The organism is Streptomyces sp. NPDC088812 (assembly GCF_044750285.1).
Lineage (GTDB): Bacteria > Actinomycetota > Actinomycetes > Streptomycetales > Streptomycetaceae > Streptomyces.
In genome coordinates, this window is the sequence record NZ_JBIVJP010000015.1 from 216,672 (window position 1) to 233,083 (window position 16,412).

The window sequence follows — 16,412 nt, forward strand, 5'->3', positions numbered from 1 at the left end:
TCCCGGACATGATGTCCGGCCGAGGGGCTACGGTATGCACCCACAAGGTGACATGCAGCAACGCCGGGAGAAACCTTGAGCGTTCCGTACGAGACGGCAGCGCACGAACCAGCCGAGTCGCCCGAGACTCCGGAGGAGCACCTCGCGCGGCTCCTCGGTCGCGCCCTGAACTCGTTCGAGCTGCCCGACGACACGATAAGGCGGCTCGACTGCGCGCTCGCGCACGACAGCTCGCTGCACTCCGCGCACCACAGCGCGGGGCTGCACCGCGAGACGTACCGGCACACCTGGCTGCTGGCCGACGGCTCCGCGCTCACGCTGTGGGAACTCGTCCACAACCCCGAGCCGGGCAGCGAGCCGCAGCACGAGGTGTACGTCGACGAGGAGGAGGTACTGGCCGCCACGGCGCGGCTTCCGCTGCAGCCGGACACGCCCGAGTTCGAGCTGCCGGTGTTGGTGCAGCTGCCGCCGGTCCCCGCGCCCCGGCATGTGTACGTGCCGGACGATTCCGCGGACCACGCGCGCCGTCTGCTGCGCCGGGCGGAGAACACCGACCGGCCCGGCGCGGATACCGCCGCGCTGCTGAGGACGGCGTTCGCCCACCAGATCACGCAGGCCTTCGGGCGCCCCTGCCGCGCCGGGCGGATCGGTCTGGGCTTCGCGCTCTACGAGCACGCGTTCCTGCTCCACGACGGCCGGGAGATGTCCCTGTGGGAGGTCGAGCACACGGCGACGCCCGACGGGCGGCACATGTGCGAGGTGTACCCGTCGGAGGCGGCCGCACGGGAGGCGATGGAGCGGCGGGCGGCACAGGTCTCCTGACCCGCGCGACCTCACGTCCCTGCCTGGGCGCCCGGGTCACTGCCTGGGCGCCTGGGTCACTGCCCGGGCGCCTGGGTCACTGCCCGGGCGCCCGGGGTGCCACTCGCGCGCTCGCCGGCGCGCCGACGAGCGCGGCCGATACGGACGCCGACGCTCAGTCTCCGTTGTCGAGTCGTCGTACGAGGTCCGTGAAGGCGGCCTGCTCCGCCGGGGTCAGCGGCACGGCTTCCGAGGGCGGTCCGATCCGGTCCTGGCCCGGGAGGGCGGGGAGGGACCGGGGGGTCCCGGGGGCGTCCTGCCGTGCGGGACGCTCACCGAAGGCCGGACGCAGATCGGTCACCCGAGCCTCCCTGCCTTCCCGAGTCTCCCCCGCCTCTCCTGCCTCCCCGGCCTCTCCTGCTTCCCGAGGGGCCGAGGCGTGCGCTTCCGCGCGCCGTGAGCGCCCCCCTGAACGGCGTACGGCCTTCCCCGAGCCCGGCACGCCCGTGCCACGGCCGCCGCGGCGCAGGACGCGGGCCAGGCCGGCCAACCCTGCGGCGCAGGCCAGAACGAGAACGGCCGCGCGCGCCGGCCGGGGCATCGAGGGGTTCTCGGGCATGCCGAACAGTAGACCTCAAGATCCGGATATTCGGCTCCGACCGTGATGTATCTCGCAGGTGGCGCAGGTCGCACCAATGCCGCAGAGAGCGACGAGCGGCCGGTCGCAACCCCGTCCTTCGGGGGCTGCGACCGGCCGCTCCGGCGGCGGGCGCCCGCTACGCCGCCACCGGCTGCTTCTGCCCCGCCGCCGGGCCGGCCGGGCGGCTCTCCGTGCCGGGGGGCGCAGCGTCGGCGACCGGCTTGCGCAGGCCCTTGAGGAGGACGACCAGCGCCGCCGTCACACACACGCCCGCCGCGATCGCCACCAGGTAGAGCAGCGGGTTGCCGATCAGCGGGACCACGAAGATGCCGCCGTGCGGGGCGCGCAGGGTCGCGCCGAAGGCCATCGACAGGGCGCCGGTGACCGCGCCGCCCACCATCGAGGCGGGGATCACGCGGATCGGGTCGGCCGCGGCGAACGGGATCGCACCCTCGGAGATGAAGGAGGCGCCCAGGACCCAGGCGGCCTTGCCGTTCTCACGCTCGGTGCGGGTGAAGAGCTTGCCGCGCACGGTGGTGGCGAGGGCCATCGCCAGCGGCGGGACCATGCCGGCCGCCATGACCGCGGCCATGACCTTCATCGCGGAGTCGCTCGGGTCGGCGACGGCGATGCCGGCGGTGGCGAAGGCGTAGGCGACCTTGTTGACGGGGCCGCCGAGGTCGAAGCACATCATCAGGCCGAGCAGGGCGCCGAGGAGGACGGCGTTGGCGCCGGTGAGCCCGGCCAGCCAGTCGGTCATGGCCTTCTGCGCCGCGGCGATGGGCTTGCCGATGACCACGAACATCAGGAAGCCGACGATCGCCGAGGAGATCAGCGGGATCACCACCACCGGCATGATGCCGCGCAGCACCGGCGGGATGCTGATCCGCTGGATCGCCATCACCACCGCTCCGGCGATCAGACCGGCCGCCAGACCGCCGAGGAAGCCGGCGTTGACGGTGAGCGAGATCGCGCCGCCGACGAAGCCGGGCACCAGACCGGGCCGGTCGGCCATGCCGTAGGCGATGTACCCGGCCAGCACCGGGACGAGGAAGCCGAAGGCGACGCCGCCGATCTGGAAGAGCAGGGCGCCCCAGCTGTCGGCCTGCGTCCACACGAAGTGGTCCATGACGGACGGCGCCTCGTTGATGTCGTAGCCGCCGATCGCGAAGCCCAGGGCGATGAGGAGACCGCCGGCGGCGACGAACGGGACCATGTAGCTGACGCCGGACATCAGCCACTTGCGGAGCTTGGTGCCGTAGCCCTCGGTGGAGTCGCCGGTCCGTTCGACCGGGGTGCCCGCGCCTACGGGAGCGCCCGACGTCACGTCGCCGCGCTCGGCCTTGCCGCGCACCTCGGCGAGGAGTTCGGCGGGGCGGTTGATGCCGGCCTTCACCCCGACGTCGACGGTGGGCTTCCCGGCGAAGCGGTCCTTGTCGCGTACGGGGACGTCATGGGCGAAGATCACGCCGTCCGCCGCCTCGATGACGGCCGGGTCGAGCCGGGCGAAGCCCGCCGAACCCTGGGTCTCGACGGCCACTTCGACGCCCGCCTCGCGCCCGGCGTTCTCCAGGGACTCGGCCGCCATGTAGGTGTGCGCGATGCCGGTCGGGCAGGAGGTGACGGCGACTACACGGAAGGGACGCCCCTCGCCTTCGGCTCCCCCGGCAGGCGCCGCGGGCGTGGCAGACGCCGCGGGCGTGGCGGGAGTGGCGGGCGTGGCGGGAGTGGCGGGAGCGGTCTCCGTGGCCGAGGTGGTGGCCGTGGCCGAGGTGGTGGCCGTGGCCGAGGTGGTGCCCGTGGCGCCGTCGGCGGAGGCCGCCACCGGCGGCGCCACGGAGTCGGTGGGGGCCGCGGAGCCCGCCGGCCGCGGGGAGTCCGCGCCTTCCGAGGGCGCGGTGTCCGCGGCGGTCCGGCCGGCTTCGGCAGGGGTCCCGGCGGCAGCGGGGACCTCGTCGCCGCGGATCAGCGCGGCCGCGGCCGCCGTGTCGTCCACGGCCCGCAGTGCGTCGGTGAACTCGGCGTTCATCAGTTGCCGGGCGAGTGACGACAGGATCGTCAGGTGGGCGTCGTCGGCGCCGGCGGGAGCGGCGATCAGGAAGATCAGGTCGGCGGGGCCGTCCGGGGCGCCGAAGTCGACGCCCGCGGCGCTGCGCCCGAAGGCGAGCGTCGGCTCGGTGACGTGGGCGCTGCGGCAGTGCGGAATGCCGATGCCGCCGTCGAGGCCGGTCGGCATCTGCGCCTCGCGGGCTGCCACGTCGGCGAGGAAGCCGTCCAGGTCGGTCACCCGGCCCCGGGCCAGCATGCGCTCCGCGAGGGACCGCGCCGCCGCTTCCTTGGTGTCGGCGGACAGGTCGAGGTCGACCAGATCCGCGGTGATCATGTCACTCATCGCGGGCTCCTTCGCACGCGTATCGCCCGGAGTGTGGGGTGGGCGGGGGAGGGAGAGGGGACGGGGGTGCAGCGGGGGGCTGCCGGAGCGGTGGGATCGGGATCGGGATCAGGGGAGGTGGTCAGCGCGCCGGGGAGCACGGGGGCGACAGGAAGTACCGGGGTCACGGGGAGTACGGGGTGTTCGGGGCGCGCGAGGGGTGTCATCACGCCGGCTCCTTCAGTTCGCGGTCCACCGGGACGCGGTCGGTGACGGTCACCGCGGCCGGGTCCAGGTCGGCCGGGGTCGGCATCACGCTGCCGGGCAGCTGGACGGCGGCCGCGCCGTGCGCGACGGCGGAGGCCAGGGCCTCGGGGCCGCTGCCACCGGCGACGAGGAACCCGGCGAGGGAGGCGTCGCCCGCCCCCACGTTGCTGCGGACGGTGTCGACGCGTGCGGAGGCGAACCACGTACCGGCGTCCGACACGAGGAGCTGTCCGTCGGCGCCCAGGCTCGCGAGCACGGCACGCGCGCCCATGCCGCGCAGTTCCTCGGCCGCCTTCACCGCGTCGCCCAGGGTCGTCAGGGGGCGCCCGACCGCCTCGGCGAGTTCCTCGGCGTTCGGCTTCACGACGTCGGGCCGCTCGGGCAGTGCCTCCAGCAGCGCACGCCCCGAGGTGTCCAGTGCGATGCGTGCGCCCCCGGCGTGCGCCCGCGCGACCACATCGGCGTACCAGGACGGTGCGAGCCCGCGCGGGAGGCTGCCGCAGCACGCGATCCAGTCCGCGTCGCGCGACTGCTCGCGCACCGTCTCCAGCAGCAGTTCCTGCTCGGCGGCGGTCAGTTCCGGACCCGGCGCGTTGATCTTCGTGAGGACGCCGTCGGGTTCGGCGAGGGCGATGTTCGAGCGGGTGGCTCCGGCGACCGGCACCGGCGCGACCTCGATGCCCTGGGCGTCGAGCAGGTCGGCGACGAGCGCGCCCGGCGCACCGCCCAGGGGCAGGACGGCGACCGTGCGCCGCCCCGCCGCGGCGACGGCACGCGAGACGTTGACGCCCTTGCCGCCGGGGTCCATCCGTTCGCCGCCGGCACGGATGACCTCGCCGCGTTCCAGCGACGGGACCTCGTAGGTGCGGTCGAGGGAGGGGTTGGGGGTGACGGTGAGGATCATGCGCGTACTACTTCCGTGCCGCCGCGCTCGATGGCGGCCGCGTCGTCGGGGCTCAGCCCGCTGTCGGTGATCAGCAGGTCCACGTCGCTCAGGTCGCCGAAGCGGGCGAAGTGTTCCTGGCCGTGCTTGGCGGAGTCGGCGAGCAGCACCACACGGCGGGCGGCGGCCATCGCCGCGCGCTTGACCGCGGCCTCGGCGAGGTCGGGGGTGGTCAGTCCGTGTCCGGTGGAGAACCCGTTGGCCGCGACGAAGAGGACGTCGGCGCGGATCTCGCCGTAGGCACGCAGCGCCCAGGCGTCCACGGCGGCACGGGTGCGGTGGCGTACCCGCCCCCCGACGAGATGGAGCTGCATGCCGGGGTGGTCGGCCAGGCGGGCGGCGATGGGCAGGGAGTGCGTGACGGCGGTGAGCGAGGCCTCCAGGGGGATCGCGGCGGCGAGCCGGGCGACCGTCGTTCCGGCGTCGAGGATCAGCGTGCCCTCGGTCGGCAGCTCGGTGAGGGCCGCCTTGGCGATGCGGTCCTTCTCGTCGGCGGAGGTGCTCTCGCGTTCGGTGAGGTCCGGCTCGAAGTCGAGGCGTCCGACCGGTATGGCCCCGCCGTGCACCCGCCGGACGAGTCCGGCGCGGTCGAGAGCCTTCAGGTCGCGGCGGATGGTCTCCGCCGTGACCTGGAACTCCTCGGCCAGCGACAGGACGTCCACCCGGCCGCCGTCACGGGCGAGCCGCAGGATCTCCTGCTGCCGCTCCGGTGCGTACATGTCCGTTCGCCTCCGACTTCCGCCCGGTCGATGTCCGTCCGGGCATCCGGCCCCCCTTCGACCGGCATCCAACCTGTCCGACTTGTCAGGCTTTACGCCTGAACCTGCGGTTTCTCCTCAGAGACTACGCGTGCGTGTCCGAGAAGTAAACAGGTTCGGGCCCCATTCGGACATGAACGGACTTACAGTCCCGAGTCCGGGGCCGCAGACCCAGACGCGGGGGCGCCGGTCCGGTACGGCGGGCCGCGCGCCGACGCCGGGCTCCGGTGGAGGTCACGCCCTCGCGCCTGGAAACGCGATAGGTCAGAACACGTCCTAGTGGTGCGGCATCCTCGACCGCATGACGACGGACACTCCAGCACGGCTGCTGCAGCTCCTCTCCCTGCTCCAGACACCGCGCGAATGGCCCGGCGGCGAACTCGCCGACCGGCTCGGGGTGTCGCGCCGCACGGTCCGCCGGGACATCGACCGCCTGCGCGAGCTGGGCTATCCCGTGCAGGCGAGCAAGGGCTCGGACGGCGGGTACCGGCTGGTCGCGGGCAAGGCCCTGCCTCCGCTCGCCCTCGACGACGAGGAGGCGGTGGCGATCGCGGTCGGCCTGCGGGCGGGCGCCGGGCACGCGCTGGAGGGCGTCGACGAGGCGTCAGTGCGCGCGCTGGCGAAACTGGAACAGGTGCTGCCGTCCCGGCTGCGGCACCGGGTCTCCACCCTTCAGGCCGCGACCACTCCCCTGACCAGCGGGGACGGACCGAGCATCGCGCCCGAGACGCTGACCGTGATGGCGTCGACGGTGGCCGGGCGGGAGCGGCTGCGGTTCGCCTACCGTGCGAAGGACGGCACCCGGTCCCGCCGGCTGACCGAGCCGTACCGCCTGGTGTCCACGGGACGGCGGTGGTACCTCGTCGCCTACGACCTCGAACGGCAGGACTGGCGGACGTTCCGCGTCGACCGGGTGAGCGAGCCCTTCGCCACCGGAGCCCGTTTCGCACCGCGGGAGGTCCCGGAGGGGGACGCGGCGGAATACCTGCGGCACTCCATCCGACGGCACCAGGAGACGTACGAGTTCGAGGTCGCGTTCGCGGCACCGGCGGAGGTCGTGGCGGGACGTCTGCCCAGATGGCTCGGGCAGGCGGTGACGGCGGAGGACGGCGGGGGCGGCTGTTCGCTGCGCGGGGCCACCGGTGACCCGGTGGAGTGGCTGGCGGCGCGGCTGACGATGGTGGGCTGCGAGTTCTCGGTCCGCGCGCCGGATGAGCTGGTGGAGTGCGTACGGGCGTGGGGCGAGCGCCTGACGAGAGCGGCGGCGGGTGGCACACCGGCCACATCACCGGCCGCATCACCGGCCACACCACCGGCCACGCTCCTTGCCACGCCGGTCACGCCGGTCACCCCGGTCACGCCGAGCCCTGGCTCCCCTTGAGCCTCACTCCACCCCTCAGCCCTCACCCCTCACCCCCCTCCCCCTCCCCTCCCTCCCCTCCCTCCCACCGAACCCCCCGCAGCGCCGCCAGGTTGCGCAACGCCAGTTCCGCCGGCCCTTCCGGGCCGTCCGCCGGGCCGTCCGTCATGGCCCAGCTCTCCACGGCGACCCTGACGGCCGCGCTCGCGACCGCGGCGGTGAAGCGCCGGTGGGGGGTGGTGAAGGCGTCGGCAACGCTGTCGTTCCGGTGCGGACGCGAGGCACGCTCGGCCAGGACCTCCGCGAGCGCCCCTTCCGACACATGGCACACCTCGGCCCAGACCTTGCCCAGGGCCGGGCTGCTCGTCGCCAGGCGGATCAGGGTGCGGACCCACTCCCAGGAGGCCGCCGAGACACCGGCGCCGGGCGTCAGCGTGTGCCGTACGGCGTGTTCCAGGGCCGTCGGCAGCGGCAGGTCCGCCGGCGCCTCGCGCACCGCCTCCGTCCAGCGTTGGGCACCCGCCGCGTAGAGGGGGGCGACGGACTCCTCCTTGGTCGCGAAGTACCGGTAGAAGGTGCGCGGGGCGACACCGGCGGCCTGTGCGATGTCCTCCGCACGGGTGGCTTTCAGGCCTCGGCTCACGAACAGGCCGGCGGCTGCCCGGGCGATCTCCAGCCGGGTCGCCGCCTTGCGCCGCTCGGTCAGCGAGCCGGGCGCCGGGGAAGTTCCGCGGACCGATCCGGCGGACGTGCCGAGCATGGTCCCGGAGACAGCGGCGGGGACAGCGGCGGGGATGGTTCCGGTGATTCTTCCGGGGAGGGGCGGCGGTGCGGGGGTGGAGCTGGTCACCTCGGCAGGCTATGCCCATGTGACACAATCTGCCATCCGGGCGGGCCACCCCGGGGTTCAGGTACGGGGTGCCCCGTCCCTTCGACATGCCTACGGATGGAGCCGGGCCCCGGCGCCAGGGGGGATGGGCGCCGAAGCCCGGCTCGGGGAGAGTCCCGGCGCCGGGGGGAGTGCGTCGGGACTTGGCTCAGGGGCGAGCGCAGGGTCGACCGGAGTGGCTCGGGGTGGGACGGGGCGGTTGCCGGCGAGGGCGGACCGTCGAGGGAACCGGCTTTCTCTCACGAGGGCTGCGAGGTCCGGTCCGATGTCCGACTGCACCGAATCCGAACTCTCGTGCCATGGAGTTTTGTTCCCTCGCCGGGGCGGTTGAAGCGGCGTTGTACCGCCATCTTTGCGCGCACTTTCGCCACCCGGCGTACGCCGGTGGCATGGGCGCTGGCCCTCTGCGGCCCCTGCCCGCGCACGCCGGGCCCCTGCCCACGCGTCCCCGACCCATGCTCGACCGCGCCGTCGGCCCATGCCTGCCCACGCATCCCGGCACCGGCGCATCCCTGCACCCGCGCGTCCCCGGCACCCGCGCGTCCCCGGCACCGGCGCATCCCGGCACCCGCGCGTCCCCGGCACCTGCGCACCCCCGGCAGGGGCCGCCATACGCCCCGCGTCCGCCGGTACGCCGCTCGCCCGCCTCCTAGGCCGCCGCCTCGAATCCGGTGTCCCGGGCCAGCTTCTTCAGCTCCAGCAGGGCGTGCTTCTCGATCTGCCGGATGCGCTCACGGGTGAGGCCGTGCTCCTTGCCGACCTCGGTCAGCGTGCGTTCACGGCCGTCCTCGATGCCGTACCGCATCTTGATGATCGAGGCGGTGCGGGGGTCCAGCCGGTCGATCAGGCCGTCCAGTTCCTCGCTGCGCAGCAGCGTGAGGACGGACTGTTCGGGGGAGACCGCGGAGGTGTCCTCGAGCAGGTCGCCGAACTGGGTCTCGCCCTCGTCGTCGACCGACATGTTGAGGGAGACCGGGTCACGGGCCCAGTCGAGCACGTCGATGACGCGCTCCGGCGTGGAGCCGAGCTCGGCGGCGATCTCGGCGGGCTCCGGCTCGCGGCCGTGTTCACGGTTGAACTCGCGCTGGACGCGGCGGATACGGCCGAGCTCCTCCACCAGGTGGACGGGCAGCCGGATCGTGCGCGACTGGTCGGCTATGGAGCGGGTGATCGCCTGGCGGATCCACCACGTGGCGTACGTGGAGAACTTGAAGCCCTTGCAATAGTCGAACTTCTCGACCGCGCGGACCAGGCCGGCGTTGCCCTCCTGGATCAGGTCGAGCAGGGGCAGGCCGCTGCGCGGGTAACGGCGCGCGACCGCCACGACCAGGCGGAGGTTGGAACGGATGAAGACGTCCTTGGCGCGCTCCCCCTCGGCGACGAGCGCCTCGAGCTCCTCGCGGGAGGCGTCCGCCGTGGACTCCTCGTATCCGTCGAGAACCTGCCGCGCGAACACACCCGCCTCGATGATCTGCGACAGCTCGACTTCCTTGGCGGCGTCGAGCAGTGGCGTGCGCGCGATCTCGTCGAGGTACATGCCGACCAGATCGCGGTCGGCGATCTCGCCGCCGTGGACGCGAGCGCTGCTTGCCGCGTCGGCCGTCTCGCCGGTGGCGGACTTACGACGGGCGACGGCACGGGTTGCCATGCGTGCTCCCTTGCGATGGTGGGGTCAGCGGGTGGTCCGTGGACACCGGGCCCTTACTCGGATCCTCCCGGGACTGTCAACCGGGACTCTCCTCGGGTGCCCTGCATCCGATGGAAACAACGACTGGAATCAGGACAGAATTCCCAACCCGCCCCTCATTTTTTCTGATCTTGCAGTACCCTGTCGGGCCGCCCGAGGGGAGTCACGATGCCACCGGAACCCACAGAGGTGCAGGTCAGGCCAGGAGTCGAGGGAGACCTCGAAGCCCTCACCGACCTCTACAACCACTACGTCCGTGAGACGCCCATCACATTCGACACCACGCCGTTCACTCCGGCGGAGCGCCGCCCCTGGCTGCTCTCCCACCCTGAAGACGGCCCGCACCGACTGATGGTTGCCACGCAGGGGCCATCCGAAGGCGATGCACAGCGAATCCTGGGGTACGCCACATCCAGCCCTCACCGCCCGAAGCCCGCCTACACGACGTCGGTGGAGGTGACGGTGTACGTCGCCCCGGACGCGGGAGGCCGCGGCGTCGGCACACTGCTGTACGAGGCGCTGTTCGCCGCCTTGTCCGGGCAGGACCTGCACCGCGCCTACGCGGGCATCGCCCAGCCGAACGAGGCGTCGACACGGCTGCACGAGCGTTTCGGGTTCCGGTACGTCGGCACGTACCGCGAGGTGGGCCGCAAGTTCGGCCGCTTCTGGGACGTGGCCTGGTACGAGAAGGAACTCTGAGGCGTACGGGAGTGGCGCCGACACCGGCGCAGGTGCCGGTACTGATACCAGTACCGGCACCTGCGCCGCCGCCCCGCCTCAGCCGAACTGCACCGACCGCTTCGCCATCCCGAGCCAGAACCCGTCGATCACCGACTTCTGCGCGTCCAGTTCGCCGGCGACCTCCGCCGCACCCATGGTGACGAAGAGGGGGGCGAAGTGCTCGGTGCGCGGGTGGGCGTACCGGCCCGCGGGGGCCTTGTGCAGGAAGTCCAGCAGGGCGTCCCAGTCGCGGGCCTCCAGGGCGCGGTGGCCCCAGTCGTCGAACTCCGACGACCAGCTCGGCACTCCCGGTCCGGTGTGCCGCAGCGCGGCCAGGTTGTGGGTGAAGAAGCCGGAGCCGACGATCAGCACGCCCTCGTCGCGCAGGGGTGCCAGCCTGCGGCCGATGTCCATGAGCCGCACCGGGTCCAGGGTCGGCATGGAGATCTGCAGGACGGGGATGTCGGCGGCGGGGAACATCTCGACGAGCGGGACGTAGGCCCCGTGGTCGAGTCCGCGGTCGGGGATGTCCTGGACGGGGGTGCCGGGGGCGTGCAGCAGCTTGCGTACGGACTCGGCGAGCGCGGGCGCGCCGGGGGCCTCGTACCTGACCCGGTAGTAGTGCTCGGGGAAGCCCCAGAAGTCGTAGACCAGGGGGACGGTCTCGACGGCGCCGAGGGCGAGCGGGGCCTCCTCCCAGTGGGCGGAGACGATCAGGATCGCCGTGGGGCGGGGCAGGCCGGCGGACCAGGCGGCGAGCTGGCCGGGCCAGACCGGGTCGTCCGCGAGGGGCGGGGCGCCGTGGCTGAGGTACAGGGCGGGCATGCGTTCGCGGGGGAGGTCGTTCTGCGGGACGGCAGGGTGGCCCGGTGCGGCGGCGGACATGGCGACGGCTCCCTCCGAGGGCGGGACGGCGGCCCTCGCACCCCTCACTGCTTGAACTCTAAAGCTCCTTGACGCTTCCCACTCTAGGCGCCACTTGTTTAAATTTCAAGGACAAAGGCCGTAGAGTGGAGCCCATGACGAAGGCAGCCGCACCCGCCGACGAGCCCCAGTGGCTCACCGCAGAGGAGCAGCGCATCTGGCGCTCGTACCTGCACGCCACGTACCTCCTCGAGGACCAGCTGGACCGCCAGCTCCAGCGGGACGCGGGCATGCCCCACGTCTACTACGGGCTCCTCGTCAAGCTCGCCGAGTCCCCCCGCCGCCGCCTGCGCATGACGGAACTGGCCAGGGACGCCAAGATCACCCGCTCCCGTCTCTCCCACGCCGTCGCCCGGCTGGAGAAGAACGGCTGGGTGAGGCGCGAGGACTGTCCCTCCGACAAGCGCGGCCAGTTCGCCGTCCTCACCGACCAGGGCATGGAGACGCTGAGGAGCGCCGCCCCGGGCCATGTCGCCGCCGTACGCAACGCCCTGTTCGACCGGCTCACCCCCGAACAGCAGAAGTCCCTCGGCGAGATCATGGAGATCGTCGCCGAGGGACTCCAGCCCGACGAAGCGGGCGCGGACCTGCCCTGGCTCCGCTAGGGCCTGTCGTCGAACCCGTCGTTCGGATCAGGTCGCAGGGGCCCGACGGCGCCCTGCGCTGCCGGGCCGCCGCGCGGACTCAGTGGGCGACCACCGGCACCGGTACGGCGTCCTCGGCGCCCTCGCCGTCCCGCGCGCCCGGGCCGCTCGCGGCGCCCATGTCCGGCTTGCCGGCGTTGACCAGGGTCAGGGCGATCGCCGCCGCGGCGACGAGGATGCCCACGGCGAACCAGATCGCGCTGGTGTAGCCGTGCACCATGCCCTCCAGCTGGACCAGCTGCTGCTGCGGCCGGGAGGTCGCGGAGGCGATGTGGTCGGTGATGTAGGACGTGGTCGCGGAGGCGGCGACCGTGTTCAGCAGGGCGGTACCGATTGCGCCGCCCACCTGCTGCGAGGTGTTGACCATCGCGGAGGCGACACCGGCGTCCCGGGGCTCGACGCCCTGGGTGGCCATCGACATGGCCGGCATGAACGCCGTACCCATGCCGAGGCCGAGCAGCAGCATGCCCGGCAGCAGCACGGCCGCGTACGAGGAACCGACCTCCATCCGGGTCAGCAGCAGCATGCCGAGCGCGGCCACCAGGAAGCCGGGACCCATCAGCAGCCGGGGCGCGACCCGGGTCATCAGACGGGTGCCGATCTGGGTGGAGCCGGTGATCATGCCCGCGACCATCGGCAGGAAGGCGAAGCCGGTCCGGACCGGCGTGTAGCCCTTCACGACCTGGAGGTAGTAGGTGAGGAAGAGGAAGAGGCCGAACATCGCGATGATCGCGAGGCCGAGCGAGAGGTAGACGCCGCCGCGGTTGCGTTCGGTGACCACCCGCAGGGGCAGCAGCGGGGCCTTCACCTTCGCCTCGACCAGCACGAAGGCGGCAAGCAGCACGGCCGACGCCACGAACATGCCGACGGTCAGGGCGTCGCCCCAGCCCTCGGACTCGGCGCGGGTGAAGCCGTAGACCAGGGCGACCAGGCCGAGGGTGGACAGGACGACGCCCGGGATGTCGAGCGGGGAACGGTTGCGGCCGCCCTCGGGCTCGCGGATGACGAAGTAGGCGCCGGCCGCGGCGACGATGGCGAAGGGGATGTTCACGAAGAACGTCCAGCGCCAGTCCAGGTACTCGGTGAGGAATCCGCCCAGGATCAGACCGACGGCGCCACCGCCGCCGGCGATCGCACCGTAGATGCCGAACGCCTTGGCGCGCTCCTTGGCATCGGTGAACATCACGGCGAGCAGGGAGAGCGCGGCGGGGGCGAGGAGGGCCCCGAAGACACCCTGGAGGGCACGGGCGCCGAACATCATCGCCTCGTTGGTGGCCGCACCGCCCAGCGCGGAGGCCGCGGCGAAACCGGCCAGGCCGACGACGAAGGCGCGCTTGCGGCCCCACAGGTCGGCGATCCGCCCGCCGAAGAGCAGCAGCCCGCCGAAGGCGAGCGCGTAGGCGGTGACCACCCACTGGCGGTTGCCGTCGGATATGCCCAGGTCCTGCTGGGCGGAGGGCAGCGCGATGTTCACGATGGTCGCGTCGAGGACGACCATCAGCTGGGCGAGCGCGATGAACACGAGCGCTTTCCAGCGGCCCGGATCCGCCTGGCGGACACCGGGCGACGACGCCTTGGTGGTGACTGTTTCAGACATGGGTGTACCCACTTCGGGACTTCGTGACGGAAAAAGGTGTGAAGAACGTGCCGAGGAACGCGAGAGCAGAGAAAAGGGACTCAGGGAGCGATCAGCCGGACCACCTTCCCCGCAAGTGATCACCGCGGGGCTGAAGTGCCGGAAGCCGCCCAGTAATTGACCGGGGGTTGCTGGAACTGCCGTCGAGCTGTCGTCGAACTGCCGTTGAACTGCCGCTGATCACTGCCGCTGATCACTACGACTGATCACTACGGCTGATTACTGTGGTTGATTACTGTGGCTGATTACTGCGGCTGACACTGCCGCTGAACTGCCGGGATTCGCTCAGGTCTTACGCAGGTCCTCCATGGTCACGGCCGCACCCGGCAGGGCGGAGCGGGCGGGAGCCCGCAGACCGTCCAGGAACAGCTGCAGATGGCGGTGGACGAAGCGGTCGGCGCTGAGGCAGCCGGTGCCGGCCGGGGGCCGGCTGAGCTGGGCCACGGCGACCATCAGGTCACCGATGCCCACGTCGTCGCGGAGCTGACCGGCCTGCCGGGCACGCTCCATGACCTCGTCGACGAGGTGCTCGGCGCGCAGCCGGGCGGCCACGAGATCCGGGTGGTTCTCGTCGAACGCGCTGGCGACCATCGGGCACAGGGCGCCGACGCGTTCGTCGGCGGCGACGTGCACGAAGCGCTCCAGCGCGCTGAAGGCGTCGCCCGTCTGCGCGAGCGCCTGCCGGGCCGCCTCGGCCGTCCGGTCCATGACGGAGCAGACGACCTCGCGGACCAGCGCGTCGCGGTCGGGGAAGTTGCGGTACACCGTGGCGTTGCCGACGCCGGCCCGGCGGGCGATGTCGTCGAGCGGCACGTCGGGGCCGAGCTCTACGAACATCTCGCGGGCGGCGTTGACGATCCGCTCCCGGTTGCGCAGCGCGTCGGCGCGCGGCCGGACCGTCCTGCGCTGCGCGGAAGCTGCGGTCTGCACGGCGTACTCCTTGCGTGTCGGGCCTGTCGAGTCTGACGGGCCTGTCGAGTCTGACGGGTCTTGCGGGTCTTGCGGGTCTGTCGAGATCGTGAGGGGCGGATCCGCCGCGAGGCAGACGACGGAGGCATCCGAGGCGGAGGCGGAGGCGGAACCGATCCGGGGAAGCTCTCCCCGTTTCAGCCGGACACCCGACTAAACGGGGAAACGATCCCCGGTTATTTCCCGACCCCGAAGTCTTTTCATGTGATCTGAGTCACTCCGCAGCCCCTCACGCCCGCCACCTCCCCTACCTGGAAGTAACCCACGATCGGCCGCCCCGGCGAGCGCCCCCGTCACCACGGACGGAGGGTGATCACAAGGGTGCAGTCGGTGACCGGCGGCTGCCCGGAGCGAGAGGTTCCCGCATGCAGCCGCAGCCCGAGCGCACCCGGGAGGCCCGGCCGGGCCCGCCCCGGGAGCCGCTCCGCCGCCGCATACGCACGCGCCCGCGCCGCGCGGCCGCTCTCACGGCGGTCACCGCGCTGACGCTCGCGGTCAGCACCTCGGCCGGCACCGGACGCTTCGGCCCGGGCCCGGCACGGGCCGGAGCGGGGCCCGTCCCCCTGGCCCGCTCGGCCGCCCTCATCCCCTGCATGATCAGCGGCAGCACCGCCGTGCAGATGTCCGAGGGCGTGCCGACCTCCACCGGCTACGCGCGCTCCACCGGCACCGTCCGCGCCCTCAACCTCATGATCGACTTCTCGGACGCCCCCGGCCGGGGCGACGCGCGCGCCCGTCTCCGCGAGTTCTTCCCGAAGACCCAGCGGTGGTTCCGCACCGCCTCCTACGGCCGCCTCGACTACCGCCCCGAATCACCGGTCGGCCGCTGGCTGCGCATGCCCAAGCCGTTCAAGGAGTACGGGATAGAACGCGGCGCGCCCTTCGACCCCGGCTACCGGGACCTCGTCCAGGACATCGTGGCCGCCGCCGACCGGACCGTCGACTTCCGGGCGTACGACCTGCTGAACGTGCTGGTCACCCCCAACGCCGGGCCGTCCGCGCTCGACACGGTCCTGTCGGTGACGTTCGCCGGCAACACCGAGGCGCCGGTGGCCGACGGCGTCCTCGTCGCGAACGCCTCCTTCGTCTACTCCCGCCAGGACGACGGCTCCGGCTCCTACGCCGAGACCGGCTACCGCGTCCTGCCGCACGAGAACGGCCACGTCTTCGGCCTGCCCGACCTCTACACCCAGGAGGGCGGCGGCGCGGTCGGCCACTGGGACATCATGAGCGAGGACTGGGGCGCCAACAACGACCTGCTCGGCTGGCACAAGTGGAAGCTGGGCTGGCTGGACGCCACGCAGATCAACTGCGCGGCGACCCACGGCACACGGGAGTACACCCTCACCCCCCTCTCCCGGCCCGGCGGCCCCAAACTGGTCTTCGTCCCGCTCGACCACCGCAGCGGCTACGCCGTCGAACTGCGCACCCGCGGCGGCAACGACGAGACCGTGTGCCGCCCCGGCATCCTCATCTACCGGGTCGACGCGGACATCGACACCGGCATGGGCCCGGTGACGGTCTACGACTCCCGGCGCGACAGCGGCGGCTGCACCCGCAGCCCCAACGTCCACGCGGAACTCTCCGACGCCCCCTTCGCCCCCGGCCAGGCCTTCGAGGACCCGAAACGGGGGGTACGGATCGCGGTGACGGCGGCCGACCTCAAGGGCGATTACCGGGTCCGGGTGACCCGGCGGTAGCCCGCGGCGCGCCCCACCGGGCCGCACCACCACAGACCTGCACGACCGACACACCGACGCGGGGATCCCCACCGAGACGACCACGGCCTCCCCCATCCCGACC

General features: G+C 72.5%; 14 protein-coding genes. 5 read left to right on the plus strand and 9 right to left on the minus strand.

The features are described 5' to 3' along the window. Positions 1–75 precede the first annotated feature (75 nt). Positions 76–822, plus strand: a complete 747-nt coding sequence (locus ACIP67_RS25990; protein WP_401695102.1) for a DUF6227 family protein — start codon at positions 76–78, stop codon at positions 820–822. A 154-nt stretch (positions 823–976) separates the two neighbouring features. Here the strand turns inward: ACIP67_RS25990 and ACIP67_RS25995 are convergent, their stop codons facing one another. From ACIP67_RS25995 to ACIP67_RS26010, 4 genes are all read right to left on the minus strand, one after another. After that, positions 977–1,162: a hypothetical protein gene (locus ACIP67_RS25995; protein ID WP_401695104.1), complete on the minus strand. Its 186-nt coding sequence runs from the start codon at positions 1,160–1,162 to the stop codon at positions 977–979. Positions 1,163–1,577: 415 nt separating this feature from the next. Further along, positions 1,578–3,833: a fructose-specific PTS transporter subunit EIIC gene (locus ACIP67_RS26000; RefSeq protein WP_401695106.1), complete on the minus strand. Its 2,256-nt coding sequence runs from the start codon at positions 3,831–3,833 to the stop codon at positions 1,578–1,580. Positions 3,834–4,038: 205 nt separating this feature from the next. Next, positions 4,039–4,983 carry a 1-phosphofructokinase gene (pfkB, locus tag ACIP67_RS26005; protein ID WP_401695108.1) on the minus strand — a complete coding sequence of 315 codons (945 nt, stop codon included), beginning with the start codon at positions 4,981–4,983 and terminating at the stop codon, positions 4,039–4,041. Further along, positions 4,980–5,741 (minus strand): DeoR/GlpR family DNA-binding transcription regulator, encoded by a 762-nt coding sequence (locus tag ACIP67_RS26010; protein WP_401695109.1) that lies wholly within the window; start codon positions 5,739–5,741, stop codon positions 4,980–4,982. The genes pfkB and ACIP67_RS26010 overlap by 4 nt, the downstream gene beginning before the upstream one ends. Before the next feature lie 340 nt (positions 5,742–6,081). On the opposite strand from ACIP67_RS26010, the gene ACIP67_RS26015 reads away from it, so the two are divergent. Further along, the gene (locus ACIP67_RS26015) at positions 6,082–7,161 is read left to right on the plus strand and encodes a helix-turn-helix transcriptional regulator (RefSeq protein WP_401695111.1); all 1,080 of its coding nucleotides are present in this window, start codon (positions 6,082–6,084) and stop codon (positions 7,159–7,161) included. A 22-nt stretch (positions 7,162–7,183) separates the two neighbouring features. Here the strand turns inward: ACIP67_RS26015 and ACIP67_RS26020 are convergent, their stop codons facing one another. Then, complete coding sequence (locus ACIP67_RS26020) at positions 7,184–7,816, minus strand: TetR/AcrR family transcriptional regulator (RefSeq protein WP_401695155.1); 633 nt, start codon at positions 7,814–7,816, stop codon at positions 7,184–7,186. 862 nt (positions 7,817–8,678) lie between these two features. Next, entirely contained in the window at positions 8,679–9,677 is a 999-nt protein-coding gene (locus tag ACIP67_RS26025; RefSeq protein ID WP_401695113.1) for an RNA polymerase sigma factor RpoD/SigA, read from the minus strand. Positions 9,678–9,884: 207 nt separating this feature from the next. Between ACIP67_RS26025 and ACIP67_RS26030 the strand changes: the two genes are divergently transcribed. Then, positions 9,885–10,415, plus strand: coding sequence for a GNAT family N-acetyltransferase (locus tag ACIP67_RS26030; RefSeq protein ID WP_401695116.1), 531 nt, complete (start codon positions 9,885–9,887; stop codon positions 10,413–10,415). Between the two features lie 78 nt (positions 10,416–10,493). Here the strand turns inward: ACIP67_RS26030 and ACIP67_RS26035 are convergent, their stop codons facing one another. After that, a complete protein-coding gene (locus tag ACIP67_RS26035) occupies positions 10,494–11,321 on the minus strand; it encodes a dioxygenase (RefSeq protein WP_401695118.1) in 828 nt (275 codons plus the stop codon). A gap of 134 nt (positions 11,322–11,455) precedes the next feature. Here ACIP67_RS26035 and ACIP67_RS26040 point away from each other — a divergent pair, with 134 nt between their 5' ends. Then, positions 11,456–11,965 (plus strand): MarR family winged helix-turn-helix transcriptional regulator, encoded by a 510-nt coding sequence (locus ACIP67_RS26040; protein WP_385077760.1) that lies wholly within the window; start codon positions 11,456–11,458, stop codon positions 11,963–11,965. A 79-nt stretch (positions 11,966–12,044) separates the two neighbouring features. Here ACIP67_RS26040 and ACIP67_RS26045 read toward each other — a convergent pair whose 3' ends face one another. Together ACIP67_RS26045 and ACIP67_RS26050 are read right to left on the minus strand one after the other, a co-directional pair. Next, a complete protein-coding gene (locus ACIP67_RS26045; RefSeq protein WP_401695119.1) occupies positions 12,045–13,601 on the minus strand; it encodes an MFS transporter in 1,557 nt (518 codons plus the stop codon). 324 nt (positions 13,602–13,925) lie between these two features. Then, positions 13,926–14,570, minus strand: a complete 645-nt coding sequence (locus tag ACIP67_RS26050) for a TetR/AcrR family transcriptional regulator (protein ID WP_401695120.1) — start codon at positions 14,568–14,570, stop codon at positions 13,926–13,928. A 404-nt stretch (positions 14,571–14,974) separates the two neighbouring features. Between ACIP67_RS26050 and ACIP67_RS26055 the strand changes: the two genes are divergently transcribed. After that, positions 14,975–16,309, plus strand: a complete 1,335-nt coding sequence (locus tag ACIP67_RS26055) for a M6 family metalloprotease domain-containing protein (RefSeq protein WP_401695121.1) — start codon at positions 14,975–14,977, stop codon at positions 16,307–16,309. The last annotated feature ends 103 nt before the right edge of the window (positions 16,310–16,412 follow it).

Excerpts from the sequence above, each read along its gene's own strand:
- ACIP67_RS26000 (WP_401695106.1), bottom strand. The coding sequence starts at position 3,833 with ATGAGTGACATGATCACCGCGGATCTGGTCGACCTCGACCTGTCCGCC.
- pfkB (WP_401695108.1), bottom strand. The coding sequence starts at position 4,983 with ATGATCCTCACCGTCACCCCCAACCCCTCCCTCGACCGCACCTACGAG.
- ACIP67_RS26010 (WP_401695109.1), bottom strand. The coding sequence starts at position 5,741 with ATGTACGCACCGGAGCGGCAGCAGGAGATCCTGCGGCTCGCCCGTGAC.
- ACIP67_RS26015 (WP_401695111.1), top strand. The coding sequence starts at position 6,082 with ATGACGACGGACACTCCAGCACGGCTGCTGCAGCTCCTCTCCCTGCTC.
- ACIP67_RS26025 (WP_401695113.1), bottom strand. The coding sequence starts at position 9,677 with ATGGCAACCCGTGCCGTCGCCCGTCGTAAGTCCGCCACCGGCGAGACG.
- ACIP67_RS26030 (WP_401695116.1), top strand. The coding sequence starts at position 9,885 with ATGCCACCGGAACCCACAGAGGTGCAGGTCAGGCCAGGAGTCGAGGGA.
- ACIP67_RS26035 (WP_401695118.1), bottom strand. The coding sequence starts at position 11,321 with ATGTCCGCCGCCGCACCGGGCCACCCTGCCGTCCCGCAGAACGACCTC.
- ACIP67_RS26040 (WP_385077760.1), top strand. The coding sequence starts at position 11,456 with ATGACGAAGGCAGCCGCACCCGCCGACGAGCCCCAGTGGCTCACCGCA.
- ACIP67_RS26045 (WP_401695119.1), bottom strand. The coding sequence starts at position 13,601 with ATGTCTGAAACAGTCACCACCAAGGCGTCGTCGCCCGGTGTCCGCCAG.
- ACIP67_RS26055 (WP_401695121.1), top strand. The coding sequence starts at position 14,975 with ATGCAGCCGCAGCCCGAGCGCACCCGGGAGGCCCGGCCGGGCCCGCCC.